Annotated in this window: 19 protein-coding genes; 5 read left to right on the top strand and 14 right to left on the bottom strand. The window is 66.5% G+C overall.

Annotated elements, in window-relative coordinates; all coding sequences use genetic code 11:
• Window positions 1–127 precede the first annotated feature (127 nt).
• Window positions 128–361, bottom strand: a complete 234-nt coding sequence (locus DK427_RS26320) for a hypothetical protein (RefSeq protein WP_162559788.1) — start codon at window positions 359–361, stop codon at window positions 128–130.
• A gap of 242 nt (window positions 362–603) precedes the next feature.
• Window positions 604–1008, bottom strand: a complete 405-nt coding sequence (locus DK427_RS13015) for a hypothetical protein (protein WP_109951637.1) — start codon at window positions 1006–1008, stop codon at window positions 604–606.
• A gap of 597 nt (window positions 1009–1605) precedes the next feature.
• Here DK427_RS13015 and DK427_RS13010 point away from each other — a divergent pair.
• From DK427_RS13010 to DK427_RS26310, 4 genes are all read left to right on the top strand, one after another.
• Window positions 1606–1824 carry a KTSC domain-containing protein gene (locus DK427_RS13010; protein WP_109951636.1) on the top strand — a complete coding sequence of 73 codons (219 nt, stop codon included), beginning with the start codon at window positions 1606–1608 and terminating at the stop codon, window positions 1822–1824.
• 589 nt (window positions 1825–2413) lie between these two features.
• Complete coding sequence (locus DK427_RS26700) at window positions 2414–2941, top strand: hypothetical protein (RefSeq protein WP_204165166.1); 528 nt, start codon at window positions 2414–2416, stop codon at window positions 2939–2941.
• Window positions 2896–3528 carry a hypothetical protein gene (locus DK427_RS26315; protein ID WP_162559787.1) on the top strand — a complete coding sequence of 211 codons (633 nt, stop codon included), beginning with the start codon at window positions 2896–2898 and terminating at the stop codon, window positions 3526–3528. The genes DK427_RS26700 and DK427_RS26315 overlap by 46 nt, the downstream gene beginning before the upstream one ends.
• Window positions 3529–3534: 6 nt before the next feature.
• On the top strand, window positions 3535–4044 hold the full coding sequence (locus DK427_RS26310) for a hypothetical protein (protein WP_162559786.1): 510 nt from the start codon (window positions 3535–3537) through the stop codon (window positions 4042–4044).
• A 14-nt stretch (window positions 4045–4058) separates the two neighbouring features.
• On the opposite strand, the gene DK427_RS13000 is transcribed toward DK427_RS26310, so the two are convergent.
• Window positions 4059–4595: a hypothetical protein gene (locus DK427_RS13000; RefSeq protein WP_109951635.1), complete on the bottom strand. Its 537-nt coding sequence runs from the start codon at window positions 4593–4595 to the stop codon at window positions 4059–4061.
• Between the two features lie 124 nt (window positions 4596–4719).
• Here DK427_RS13000 and DK427_RS12995 point away from each other — a divergent pair, with 124 nt between their 5' ends.
• On the top strand, window positions 4720–5133 hold the full coding sequence (locus DK427_RS12995) for a hypothetical protein (RefSeq protein WP_109951634.1): 414 nt from the start codon (window positions 4720–4722) through the stop codon (window positions 5131–5133).
• 119 nt (window positions 5134–5252) lie between these two features.
• Here the strand turns inward: DK427_RS12995 and DK427_RS12990 are convergent, their stop codons facing one another.
• The 11 genes from DK427_RS12990 to DK427_RS26305 form a co-directional block, all read right to left on the bottom strand.
• Window positions 5253–6659 carry a lysozyme family protein gene (locus DK427_RS12990; RefSeq protein ID WP_109951633.1) on the bottom strand — a complete coding sequence of 469 codons (1407 nt, stop codon included), beginning with the start codon at window positions 6657–6659 and terminating at the stop codon, window positions 5253–5255.
• Window positions 6660–6745: 86 nt separating this feature from the next.
• Entirely contained in the window at window positions 6746–7123 is a 378-nt protein-coding gene (locus DK427_RS12985; RefSeq protein WP_109951632.1) for a hypothetical protein, read from the bottom strand.
• Between the two features lie 285 nt (window positions 7124–7408).
• Complete coding sequence (locus DK427_RS12980; RefSeq protein ID WP_109951631.1) at window positions 7409–7708, bottom strand: hypothetical protein; 300 nt, start codon at window positions 7706–7708, stop codon at window positions 7409–7411.
• A 124-nt stretch (window positions 7709–7832) separates the two neighbouring features.
• Window positions 7833–8432 (bottom strand): hypothetical protein, encoded by a 600-nt coding sequence (locus tag DK427_RS12975; protein WP_162559785.1) that lies wholly within the window; start codon window positions 8430–8432, stop codon window positions 7833–7835.
• Window positions 8432–9697 carry a S49 family peptidase gene (locus DK427_RS12970; protein ID WP_109951629.1) on the bottom strand — a complete coding sequence of 422 codons (1266 nt, stop codon included), beginning with the start codon at window positions 9695–9697 and terminating at the stop codon, window positions 8432–8434. The genes DK427_RS12975 and DK427_RS12970 overlap by 1 nt, the downstream gene beginning before the upstream one ends.
• Window positions 9698–9699: 2 nt before the next feature.
• The gene (locus DK427_RS12965; protein WP_109951628.1) at window positions 9700–9918 is read right to left on the bottom strand and encodes a hypothetical protein; all 219 of its coding nucleotides are present in this window, start codon (window positions 9916–9918) and stop codon (window positions 9700–9702) included.
• A 2-nt stretch (window positions 9919–9920) separates the two neighbouring features.
• Window positions 9921–10136 (bottom strand): hypothetical protein, encoded by a 216-nt coding sequence (locus tag DK427_RS12960; protein ID WP_109951627.1) that lies wholly within the window; start codon window positions 10134–10136, stop codon window positions 9921–9923.
• A 77-nt stretch (window positions 10137–10213) separates the two neighbouring features.
• Complete coding sequence (locus tag DK427_RS12955) at window positions 10214–10594, bottom strand: hypothetical protein (RefSeq protein ID WP_109951626.1); 381 nt, start codon at window positions 10592–10594, stop codon at window positions 10214–10216.
• Window positions 10575–11102, bottom strand: a complete 528-nt coding sequence (locus DK427_RS12950; RefSeq protein ID WP_109951625.1) for a hypothetical protein — start codon at window positions 11100–11102, stop codon at window positions 10575–10577. Before DK427_RS12950 ends, DK427_RS12955 begins: the two co-directional genes overlap by 20 nt.
• Window positions 11103–11425: 323 nt before the next feature.
• Window positions 11426–11677: a hypothetical protein gene (locus DK427_RS12945; RefSeq protein WP_109951624.1), complete on the bottom strand. Its 252-nt coding sequence runs from the start codon at window positions 11675–11677 to the stop codon at window positions 11426–11428.
• Window positions 11678–12302: 625 nt separating this feature from the next.
• Window positions 12303–12857 (bottom strand): hypothetical protein, encoded by a 555-nt coding sequence (locus tag DK427_RS26305; protein ID WP_162559784.1) that lies wholly within the window; start codon window positions 12855–12857, stop codon window positions 12303–12305.
• Window positions 12858–12860 lie beyond the last annotated feature (3 nt).

Below are 12860 nucleotides of genomic sequence, written 5' to 3'. Positions count from 1 at the left end.
TGTGCACACCTGTGGATAATGGGGAAAAGCACGCTCGCCAATGAGCAGAGCGTGCTTCGTTGGACGCACGGTCCAAGTTAGTCTACTAAGATAGGGTACCGCTGGATGTCGCCGACTTATTTAGGCTTCAGGGACGTGCCAACCGATACTTAAGTCTGATCGCGCGCTCTCGACCTACCGTTTCCAGCGCGCTCTCATTTTTCTTGACCAAGGCCTCAAATTCCTTCTGATCCATGATCTGTTCGCCTTGTTCTTCAGAAATCTGATCTTTGATATCTTCCGGCAAACGATCAGCAATCAGCCGAACCAGCTCGGCCAAAACTTTCACCTCAATTTCAAGTTCTTCGACGGATTTGGCCATCAACGTTTCGCTCCATTAATACCAATTGATCCGAGCACCAACGATCATGCGGGAAAAAAGTGCCCAGCTTAGAAACCCGGGAAGGCTGACCGGCCGAGACCCCGAGCGTCGATGCTAATCGAGTGCTCCGAACGGCAGCCTCCCGTAGGCTGACTCATAGATCGTCAGGCGCCGACCGAGCTTCCGCATAGCCCATCGGATCCGGCGCAGGCGCCACGCGTGCAGCATGAGGGCGAGCGGGTTCATGCTGCTACGCCTCCTCGCAGGAGGACGCCGCACAGCTCGGCGTCGGCGTCCGGCTCGTCGTCGGACGCATCGCCCTCTAGGTCGGTCAGGTGCAGGCCGTTGGCCGCCACCGCCGGCAGGTTGCCGTCCTCCTCGTGCGAGCCGAGCCCGCACAGCGAGGCCTCATCATCGGCCGCCACGCCGATGCAACCCGAGCCGTAGGGGGACGCCCCGTACAGCACGTTGTCGGCCTCGAGGTCCGCGTCGCCATCGAGCATGTCGAGGGCGGCGAGGCAGCGGTCGATCCGGGCAAGGTCGGCTTCGATCTGGCGGGAGATGGCGGCGAGCAGGGCCGCGAAGCGCGCGCGCTGTTGCGCGTGCGCCGCCGCCACGGATCGCGGCAACGGGAAGTGGTAGGACACGGGGTAGGTCTCGCTGGTCAGAAGGAGCTTCTCACGGCTCCCGCCCCATACGGGGCACGCCGGGAAGCGGACCCGGCAGCCGGGGGGTGAGAACCTGCCAGCGAGACAGGCAGACCGCTTTTAAGCCCTCGCGGGCTCTGGACAGCACGGCCTCCCCCGGCCAATATGGCCGCGTTCGGTGCCGCACAGCCAAGTGCGTCCGTTCCGACCCCGCCAAGGGTCGAGTATCTGCCGCCGCGACCCTCGCCGAAGGGTTCGCAGGCCCCGCCAAGGGCCGCGGCATCGCTGGTCCGGGTTCTCACACCCACGGACGACGCTAGACGCAGACCCGCCAGCCCGCAAGCTGTGCGGGTTTTTGCGTTCTAGGCCTTCGCTCTGATTGCAGGTCTTGTGAGTCGACCTGTCGCATGATCGCCCTTACAGCCGGTCTACCGTGAGCCACACCCCTGGCTCACCTGCGCTTGGCATAGGGTCATCAAATGAGGCCTCCGATGGATTGGCCGCAACAAGCAAGCGTGGGGAGCGCGTTGAGTATGCGCCTAGCCCTGGACTTGAGATGGGTAGCGCATAACTATCTTCCGATTGGGAGAGCTTTGCATGCCCCGCTTCAATTCCTCAGCCATCGAACGCGCCGAGTACGACGAGCCGAGCAGCACGCTGCAAATCTGGTTCGTGGAGAGTGGCGGCCCGTACAGCTATTACGGTGTGCCGCCGCATATCTTCCAGGGGTTATGCGCCGCAGCCTCGCAAGGTCAATATTTTGCAGTGTATATTCGCGACAAATACAACAGAGATACGCACAGCTACCGCAGGTAGGCGCATCGCACCCCAGACAGCTCGGGGCTTGCTGCTGGGGCTCACCGTTGTCGAGCAACAGAGAGCCCCAGCCCAACCTGCCCCTCCGGTGCGCTGTTGGACGGTAGGCTCCTCCTACCCGCGCCCCATCGTCCTCGTCGAATCCGGCCGCCCGGGGTTCACCTCCTTCCCAGCAGGCGACGTGGCGCCCTAGCTAAGGCTACGGCACCGGCCAACCCCAGGACCGCAGCGCCGGCCACGCCTGCTACCAGCAGGTCGCGCTCCTGGCTCGTCCAGAACTCGTGCCGGGTTGTGCGCGCCCGGCCCGAGAACCGCCCGTCAATTCGGCGAGCCCCGGCGCGATGGCCTGGGCAGCCGCCATCATAAGGAAGGTATGCCCGACCCATACCTCCCGCTGCGGGTTCTCGACCGCATAGAGGATCGCCTCGGCAGGGCTAAAAAATCGGTGCGACAAGAGGGCTCGGTATCGTCGCTGGGCCATCGCATCTGACAAACCGCGGTGGACGAAGCGGAATTTGAGGTTTCGTACCGATGGCTACAAAGCTGCTGCTGTGGTTACTATGCCGCGCGTGAGGAGCGCCTGCAGAGCATGCCTGAAATCGATTTGCGTTCTCGGTCTATAAGTCCGCAGCATAACGTGTATTTTGTAAGGCCTGGAAAGAATTACCACCTATATCAACCCTTTGTGCACAGTGAAGCTATCATCGCAGATCTTCCATTCTTGGAGCTTCAGCGAGGTGTTGCGCTTGAGGAGCAGGCATCTGTCATCAATCGCATCCATAGATCACGGGCAATCAGAAACTGGTATCGAGGCGACCGTGAGAACGCGTTTCCAAGTCGCGACCTTAGCGTGTATCCCGACAATGTGCGGGACCTTGGCATCTCCCAGCTCAAGTCTGTAGTCGAGAGGTACTTTTCTGAGGCGAAGAAGGGCGATCTCGTTCTAGTTATTCCTGGTTCCATTACCTCTGACGCTTATATAGGCGAGCTTACAGGCGAGCCGTCAGATATTATTACTTTGAGCTATGAGTATGTCTATAATAACGAGCCACTACAGGGAAGAAAAGTTAAGTGGCTAGCAACAACGAAAAAAAATCTCTGGCCGATCCTATATTAGAGATATCGGCCAAGCCAAACGCATTCGTGCTGCTGAATCAGGATGTTCGGCGGAAGCTTTATGAGCTTGCATACGGCGGATTCATCTGGGGTAACGACACAAATGCCAGACTATATGTAAACAGCGATGTTTATACTAGCTATGATGATTTTATAATACAGGGATTTGTGAACTTCGTCAGCTCCAACACTAGGGCGGTAGCGGAAGGCCGAGACGGAGGTATCAAAGGGTTCGCCGAGGCGGCATTTACGCGCGCCGGGAACTTCACTCCTGACCTGAAGACCGACGTCAACTCGCCTGGCTTCCTCAACCTGTCGTCGATGCAGGTGGTCCCTCTCGTCGTTGCTGCGCTCTTCGCTGCGGCGGTAGAGATCGGCCTGCCCGCCCAGCCCGCCGCAGTTGCCGGCACTCTGAGGATCGGAAACTCACTCGCGTCGGCTGACGACGCTTGTGTCGCAGAGGTGGAACGTCTTGCAATCGCACAGCTCGTCCTACTTGGGGCTGACGGCTGGGCTGAAGCATGCGACAAGGCACGGCATTCTGCCCAGCAGAACGGAATCAGAGGACCTGCACGCCTCAGGCGATGACACCAGATGAGCATTTCGTCGCTGATCGAGAAGGCGCCCAAGTGGGTGATTGCTATCGTGTCTTCGGTCGCGACGACGGGGGCAGGAATTGTCACATGGTTTTGGACCGACTATGGGACATTCCGTAGTGCGCAGAACGAGATCAACAAAACTGCTGCAGAGCAATCGATAGCCGCAGATGCAAGTCTCGACCAATATATTGTGAAGTTCAAGAACCTCGTTATAGGCAAATCGGAGGTCACAGATAAGGATCGAGATGAGTTTTCGGACGCCATTCGTGCGGCTCAAGCCAAGGCGTTCGAACTAAAAAATCGATACCCTTCTCTTGTATCTTACTATGATGCCTACACGAACTCCCTTGTTGGCTTAAAGCAGTCGCTGAATAATCTGACGGGACCTCTCGACGGCAAGAAATACGTAATGGCGTTAAGCAGGTATTTCGTGGCGCAGCAAGCCTGGAGAGAAGAGGTCTCGCGAGCGCAGAGCAGCTATTGGCGCACGTTCGCATTCAGGTAAGCGCCGACCCTCACTCACAGCACTGCTGCAGCCAGCCGCCATCCGCCCTTCCGCCGGCAGATGCGCAGCCCGGTCGCAGCGAGCCGGGGGCGTGCCGCGTCGAGCGCAGCGGCAAGGGCCGCTTCATCCCGCCAGTGACCCGCGCTGATCAGGGCGGCCACCGGATGCCGCTTCCCTTGCGCGAGGACCTGGAGGCTGCGCAGCACGCCGACCGGGAGGCCGACGGCGCCGAGCGGCCCGGCAATGATCAGCGCGTCCAGATCGACCGACGCGAGCTTACCCGGCGGCGGCAGGATGCCGAGGCGGGCTTCCGAGCGGACCCGGGCCGTCTCGGCCGCCACGCGCGAGGCTTCGGCCGCGCGGGCGGCTTGGCGCCGCAACTCGCGCTCCCGGGCCCGGCGGTGGCCCAGGCCGGCGAAGCTGTCGGCGGCGGCGCTGTAGAAACGCGGGCGGCCGCGCCGGTCGAGCACGGGCGTGCCGTCCAGGTAGGTGAGTGGGATCCGGGCCGCAGGGTCGCGGCCCTCGACCAAGATGCGGGCGTGGCGCTCCATCCATCCGGGCTCGAGCTTCCGAAACTCCGGCGAATCATCAGGCATCGCTCGATTGCACGACATCGGCTTGAGGCTCGATTAAGGGGCGCCGGCCATGCTCCACCGGGGACGATGGAGACGACCCATGCGGGCGTGGTTGGTGATGGGCGTGGCGGGCTTCGCGCTCATGAGCGGCCTTCAGGCCGCTGAGGCTCGGGGCGGGCGCGGCGGCGGCGGCCTTATCAGCGTCCGAGGCTACACGACCCAGCGCGGGACCTACGTGGCGCCCCACGTCAAAAGCCGGCCAGACGGGGTGCCGGGCAACAACCTGTCGTACCGCCCTGGCGTGGCGGCTTCGGTGGCGATCGGCGGCGCGACGGGCGGAGCGGTCGCCGCTGGTCTGCCTGCTGGTGGCGGTGGGGTCGTCCAGACTGCATCCGCCACCGACGGCTTCCCCGAGGTGGCGCGTGCGCCCCGCATGCCGCTCTATGAGTGCCCGGCTGGCCAGCGCATCGCCTGGAACGACGAGCTCGACGACGGCTTCTGCATCCTGAACTGAGGCCAGATCGGCCGTCAGTCTGTTCCGAGCAGCGCCCGGCGGCACGGCGAGCGCGGCGGAAGCGTCGAGGAGCTGATCGATCGCCGCCACGATGGCTGGGCCATCCAGAACGGGCATCATCAGGCGAGCCCGTTGTCCTTCGCCCCCGGCATGGAGACGCCCATGTCCGCGGTCATCGTCCCGGTCGCGCGCATCCGCTTCGCCTGAGCCTTGAGCCCGGCATCCGCGGAGACGGCGACGTCGACCCAACCGTAGAAGTTGGCGTTCTCCATCCGTGAGGCGGCAGCGGCCATCCGGTCCGCCGCCGCCCCGAGATCGCCCGAGCCGCGCCCGAGCGCGCCCGGGGCGGGTGCCGGCGGGATCGGGTTCGGGATCTCCCGCGCACCGATGACGCCCGAGCCCCGGCGAGCCCGCGCGAGTTCGCCCGGGTGGACCTTGAAGCCCTCCCAGGCGCCCCAGCCCTCGCGCCGCCGGATCGACTCGGCGAGCCTGCGCTGGTTCTCCGGGGAGAACCTGTCGTCCCAGCCGAGGCCGGTGTGCTTCATGTGCTCCTTCATCGTCCGGCCAACGATCTGGAAGGCGCCGAGAGCCGACGAGGAGCCGTGACGCGCGCGAACCGAGCGGCCGAAGCGATAGGCTTCGGCCAGCGTCATCTCGGTCAGCGGCTTGCTGGGCAGGCCGTATTTCCCTTTGCCGAGGACGACGTTGTAGGGGTCCTTGCCCGCCGTGCCCTCGGCGCGCATGACGGCCTCGAACCACGACTCGCCCGTGCCGGTGCCGGGGCCCGCCTCGCCGTTCGGGACGACCGAGCCGCCGCCCCCGCCGAGGCGGCGCAACCCGCCGCGGCCGGAGCCCGTTCCCGTCCCGAGACCGCCGCCGAGCGTATCGCCGCCGGCCGAGCCTTTGAGGTCGTCGCTGCCCGACGCGCCCGAGAGCCCGTCGCCTCCCTCGACCCGGACCTGCACCTTGATGCCGTCGGCGAAGATCGCCTTGAGCCGCTCGAACAGCGACCGGCCCTGCTCCTCGACCTTCGGGGCGTCCTTCTGGAGACCCTGCACGATGCCCTCGGTCTCGGCCTGTCGCAGAGCGGTCGTCTCGGCATTGAAGGCCTTCGTGAGCTTGGCGACCTCGCGCTCGGCGCCGCGGTGCGCCTCGGCAACCCGCTTCACCTCTTCAGCGAGGCGTCTGGCCTGCTCCGATCCCTTCGTGAAGGCAGAGGCCTTGCCGAACGCGTCCGCGGCCTTCCGGGCGCCGTCGAACTCGCGGGCGAGCCGGGCCGTCTCCCGCTCAGCCGCCGAGAGGTTCTTGACGGTGCGTTCCAGCGGGCCGCGGGCGTCGAGCACGCCTTGCGCCGCCTTGGCTTGCCGCTCGACGTCCGAGAACGCCTTGGCGAGCCGGCCGACCTTCTCAGAGAAGCCCGAAGCCTTCTCGGTCTCCTTGAGCGCCTTGACGACCTTGGCGATCTCGGCGGACGCTTTGTCCTCGCCAGCGATGACGAGGCGGGCCTCGATCGAGCGCGCGGCCATGGTCTATACCCTCCTCCTCGCGGCCTCCGCCTTCGCCTCAGCGTTATCGACGGCTGCCCGGAACCACCACAGGATCTCGCTGACGGTCAGGCCGCCGACCGATCCGGCGTCGAAGCCGGCGTCGAAGACGAGGTCTCGGGCGAGGTGTTCGAGGCCACGCTCTCCGCCTCGCCTTCCCGGAAAAAATCGATGATGGCCTCGCGGACCTTCCGGGTGTCGCGCAGGCCGAGCTCGTCGAGGATCAGCGGGTCGCCGGCCTTGTCGCCCTCGACGTAAAGGCGCTCGGCGTAGCGCGCGATCGTCGGCATGTCGTCGACCCGGCGATGATACTCGCCGGCCGGAACCCAGACGAAGGGGTCGCCCAGCTCCATGACGTCGCGGAACTTCGGCTCCCGGAACTCGAGCTGCCGGATAACGGTGTGCCCCGTGATGGGCTTGTCGAGCTTGACGACCTTGTTCGGCACGGTGATCTCCTACGTGCTGGGCCGGCCGGCCGATTGGCCAGGGCGAGGGAGAGCGTCGGGGATGGCGAGGTGCGGCCGTTTAGGCTGCGGGCTGACGCCCCGGAGATGCAGCGGGAGGCTCAACGACGGGACGCCGTAAACGGTCGACCTCAGCACGGCCGAAGGCAGGACGGATCGGCTGGCGTTGCAGGCATCGAAAGAACGATCGGCGGCAGCCGCGACACCTCTAGCCCTATCGATGGCAGGCTGGGCGATTGGGCTGCAGATGATCAGCACAGCTGCGCCTCAGAGCTTGATGCCGAGCGGCGCGAGGCGCACGCTGTCACCACCGCGCATGGTAATCGTCGCGGGGTGCCCGCCCGTCAGCGACTTGATGCCGGAGTGGGACCCATCCGATCCGATGACGGCGTACTTGGCGTTGGTGGCGACCCCGCTAAGGGTGAGCCGGGCGCGCAGCGGCGTGCCGACGAACTCGGCCGGGATCTTGGGGCCATGGTCGACGACGGCAGAGCCGATCTCGACGGTGCCGGTCGCAATGAGCGTCTCGGCCGAAGACGGTGCGAAAATCTCGATGGTCGCGCGCATGGGAGCTCCAAAATGATGATGGGTGCGGCCGCGCCCGCCTTGACCCTCGATGCTCGTCACGGGGCAGGGAGGCGGGCTTTCCGTTGCTCGGCGGGCCGCGGCGCCGTCAGGCTTCGCCCCGAAACTACGTGGCGCCGCTGCGGCGGCTCTCGATCTCGACGCGCAGCCGCGCGAGGTCCTCGACATGCGGAAGGTCGAACGTGACGTGCGTCAGCACCTTGGCTGCATTGAGCTCAGAGTTGCCAGGTGCTCGGATGTGGAGGGGCGCGACCATCATCCCGCCCAACGCCGAGCGGATGGCGTTCAGCTCGGCCCGCGCCCGACCGAGGGCCACCGCTGCATCACAGAACGCAGCCTCCGCAGCAGCCTCGGCCTCGACCAAGCTTGGCCGAACCCGCGCATCTAGGTCGCGCCACGCAACCTTCACCTGGCCGGTCAACGCCTCCAGCGCTTCACCGGCGCTCTCCGCCTCGACCGCGGCCGCCGAGAGCGTCGCATTGGCACCGGCTACCGCCGCGATCGCGGCTGCAACAGCAGCAATGCCCTCAGCCCGCCGCTGCTTGGCCTCAGCCTCGCGAACCGCGGCCTGAGCCTGTCGCACGCCGGCGAGCGCTCGATCGTAGGCAGCTCTGGCGGCTTTCTCTTGGGAGAGCAGCACGTCGAACTCCCCGATCGCCACCGAGAGATCAGGGGCAGGACGACGCTGAACGGCGGGAGCGCGCATCAGCGCCCGCCCTCGGCCCGACGCGCGGCCTCGGTCTGCTGCTGGCGAGCCGCATAGACGGAGGCATGGTCGACGCCCTTCGCGCGCTCCGCCTGTCGCTCCTGCCGCTCGGCGCCGGGCGCCTTGTCGGGATCGAGGCTCAGCTCCTGCCGCCCAGCCATGCGCTCGTCCAGGCTCGTGCGGCCGCTGACCTTCGGGCTAGCCCGGAGAACGGCGCGAGCCTCCTCGGCGGACAGGCTGGTCTCCAGCGCCATCGCGAGCGCCTGGGAGCCGCGGCCCTCCGCCTCGGCGCTACCCACGATGCCGCGAATGCGCTCCCGCTCCTCGCTGCGGATACGCTTCTCGTCCTCGTCCATGTTGCTGCTCCTGATGCTGACGCCTGCCCCGGCGCGGGTGGTCGGAAGTCGGTTGGTGCCGCGGACGCGCGCCGCGAGATCGGACACGACGCTGTCGAGCGTGCCGATCCGGTCCGCGAGGCCGGCGTCGATGGCTCCCTGACCGATGAAAGTGCGGGCCTCGGTCGCTTGGGCTTTCTCGACCGTCAGCTTCGGCCGGCCAGCCGCGACGGTCGCGAGGAACTGCCCCCAGAACGTCAGAACCTCGGCCTGCAGATCGGCACGGACCTGATCGGAGAGCGGCCCGAACGGGTTGCCGTCCACCTTGTTGGCACCGGCATGGATCAGCGTGACCTTCCGGCCCGCCTTCTCCATCTCCGCCTGCCGGTCGATGTGGGCCAGGACCACGCCGATGCTGCCGACGATGCTGGTGGGCGACACGACGATCTCGTGTGCCTGGCTGGCGATGCCGTAGCCGGCGCTCGCCGCCATGTCGTCCACGAAGGCCACGACTCGCTTGCTGGCGCGAGCCTGCCGGATCTGCTCCGCCAGCCGGAACATGCCGGTGGCCTCGCCGCCTGGGGTGTCCAGGTCGAGGACGATCGCGTGCACGGTCGAATCCGCGCTCGCGGTCCGGATCTGTAGGGCGATGCCCTCGTAGCTGACGATGCCGGAGCTCGCGCCGATATATGCGCCGCGGTTTGCCAACGAGCCGACGACCGGGACGAAGGCCACGCCATCGGCGACGCGGTAGGGCTTTCCATCGTCGCGCCGCCCGGCGAAGCGGCTCGCCTCCGGGCTCGGCGCCTCGACCTCGAAGCCCGGCAGGCGGCCGTCGAGCGCCGAGAGGATGACCTCGAGCTTGGTGGGGTGGAACAGAAGCGGGCGCGACAGCGCCTCGGCAATCCGCACCAGGTGCGTGCCTGACATGATCAGCCCTCCGCCCGGCGTGCGCCGCTGTCACGGGCGAGCGCGTCGAGAGTGATCTCCCGCTCGACGCGCTTCCTGGCGTCCAAGTTTTCGAGGATCGCGGTCGCGAGATGTCCGACAAAGCGGTCAAGCTGCTCGGACGACATCGCATCTTTCACGGAGCTGGCAGCCTTCTGGGCCTGCTCCTGGGCCCAAGCCAACGCGGGATGATCGGCCGCCATCTTCAGGCCTCATCCCGGTTGGCGGCGAGGTCCTGGGCGTCCTGCAGGAGCCGGCTCGCGACGGCCTCGCGGACCAGCTCGGCCACCGGCATGCCGCGCTCGGCGGCGGCTCGGCCGATCGCTCGCTTCAGGGCGAGCGACACCGGCACATCGAGGCGCTCGGTGTGCGCGGCGAGCGATGCGGGCTGCAGATCGGCGTGAGGGCGCGTCAGGTTCATGGCGCCAATGGTGCCGCGCCTCGCTTGGTAGAGGGAGACGACAAACCCCCCCTTCGCGAGACATCTCGGGACACGGATCAGCGCGGGCTCGCGCGCCACTCCTGCAAGGCGGGAAGGTCGACCATCATCCGGCCGGTCGTGCTCACCCACCCGCATCCGCTGGCTGCGGCCCAACGGTGGATGGTCTTCTTCGTAACCCGCATGATCCGGGCCGCCTCGCTGGCACTCACACGGTGATCAGCCTGGGGCGTGAGGCCCAGGGGTGCGCGTATCGCATCCACCTCGACTCCCCGACGGCGCAACTCGGCTTCGGTCTCGGTGAGCATCTCGATGATCGTCTGCCGGCGCATCAGCAGATTGGCGACCCTCGCGTGGTCGGCCTCAGCCCGCGCCTCGACGGCAGCGGCCCGCCCGCGCGCCTGAGGCGCGGGCGGGCGCTCAGCGTGCCGGCCGGCCATGACGGGCAGCCCGGCGGGCGGCGCGGTTTGGTGCGGGGGAGGTCTCAGCGGCGCCACTGCCGGCCCTCGCGTCGGCGGCCGCAACCGCGGCGCGCTTCGCAGCCACTCCAAAGGCGCCGTCGATTTGGGTCTCGATGACCTTGCGGAGCGCAAGGTCCTTGGTGACCCGGGCGGGAATGCTCATCAGGTCCGAGCGGAGCGGCCCGCAGATTTCCTCCACGATGCCGAGTGCTTCAGCCCGCGCCTCGTTGATGAGCGCGCGCGAGCGCTCCTCAAGCCGCATGGCGATCTCGTCGGCCCGCAGGTCGCGAACACGCGCCTCGCCGGGGTCTTTCGTGACCCGGGCTACTTCCGTTCGGACCTTGTAGGACACGTAGCCCTGAACGCTGCCGGCGAGAGCGTATCGGCCATGGTCCAACTTCGTCACAACACCCTGATCAGCAAGGCTTCTGATCTGCCGGTCGGTTAGGTCCAGAATGGTGGCCAGCTCTGGCCCCGAGACGTCCATGGAAGGCTCCTCAAACGGAAACGGAAGTGAAGATTCTGAAGGGCCGAAAACGCTCAACTTGCGCGCCCTTCCGCGCCGCAGAGGCCGCGCAGGCCCCCACGGTCCCTTAAGGGGGGCGGCGGTAGGGGGGCGCAGGCCGACCCCGCGGCCAGGGGAGCGAGGAGCATCGAGGAGCGCAGGTGAGACATTCGGCGGGTGTGCCCTGGTCTGTCACGCGCGTGACAGCAGGCCGGCGGATGCGTGACACGGACCTGCGATGAGCCGGCGTCCCGCGCGGCCTCCCTCTCCCCACGGGTCATCGCCCGAGCGTGGCGTCAGCAGGCTCAGTGCAAGGCTGAACCCAGAGGGCGCACCCGCGGCTCGTCGGCGTCCTCGGGTTCGGTGGGGCACACGCGATCGAGCACACTGTTCGTCACGGCAGCGGCGTCGTTGCCGATGACGTCGATGATCGCGAGCGCGCCAACAAGGTTCGGGTCGTCGGCAAGGGTGTCGCCGAGGTTGGCCGCGGCGCGGCGGGCAGCCGCCATCGATGCGCGCGCCTGATCGAGCGCACGTCGCAGGGTGCGTGCGGTCATCACCACTCCTGGCTGTCGATTGAAGGATCGCGGATCGAACGAAAAAGCCGCCCGAACGGGGCGGCTGGCCGAGGCACGATTCCAGCTGATCGGGCACGAGGAGGCGCCCGATCTGTATCAGGCGGCAAGCACAAAGCCTGGGTTATCCACAGGATCTGCATACGGCAGCGGGTCAGCGTTGGAAGGGTGCAGCCCCTCTGCGGCCGGGCCAGGGCGGGGGCGCGGTTCCCGGAGGAGGCGCGCGATCGAGGCTTGCTCCCCTCGCGGCCAGCCCGGGTTCAGCAGGGCCGCGGGATCAGGATCATTGCACGCGCGGCATGCAAAACCCTGAAGTGGGGCGCCGGCTTCAGGATGAGGCTCCCAGATCCTGTCTAGGCCGAGCCGCGCGGGTGAGGCGTGAGCAGGCGCGCGTCCCCCCTCAAGGGGGCGCGAGCGCGCCTGCTAACGTCGCAGGATCACGCGCCCCAGCGCCTCGCGTGCGGGTGCGCGCATGCGTGCGCGCACGGGGATTCGGGCTGAACTGGCAAGGTCAGAACCTCGGCCCCGTAACTCCCGCGCCCCAAGCAAGGACGCTGACGCGGACGCGCCCGAGGCGCGCCGGATCAGCTGCGTAGCGACGCTGGTATCAGGCTAAGGGTGTCGCAATTTGGTCCTCGACATTACCACCATAGGTACCGAGGACGAAGTTGCGACAGGCGTTCGAATGGGGGCCTGGCGTTGGCTTTCCATGCCGCTCCCAGGTCCGGCGCGTGTTGAAACCAGCTTCGATCCACGGCTTCAGTCGAGAGGCGGATCGGGCTTGTGATTGGCGGCCTTCTGCTCGCCGTCGAGCCTCCTTTCTGAGGCGGTCCCGCTCACGATGTGCGTCCAACACCTGTTCCGGAGTCAGATCGGTGGCCGCGATATGCGTGAGGCCGAGGCGAGCCTTCTCTACCGCGGTCAGGTTGAGGCGGCGACCGATGGCCAGACTCGTGTAGGAGGGCGGAATCTGCCGGACCTGCTCGAGCGTCGCAACAATCCAGTTTTGCGGCATGTCGGGGATGTACCGCGAGCACCATTCTCGGGCGACGACCTCAGCGGTATGCGGCTGACAGGAAAGGACGATGTGGATAGCGATTTCGTCGAACCATGCCTCAGCATCGTCAGTTCGGCACGGACCCCCGTGGCGATCAAGGAGCAACTG

This window comes from Methylobacterium radiodurans (assembly GCF_003173735.1).
Taxonomy (GTDB): Bacteria; Pseudomonadota; Alphaproteobacteria; order Rhizobiales; family Beijerinckiaceae; genus Methylobacterium; species Methylobacterium radiodurans.
Note: the sequence above shows the minus strand (reverse complement) of the source record. Positions and strands in the feature narration are given on the sequence as shown.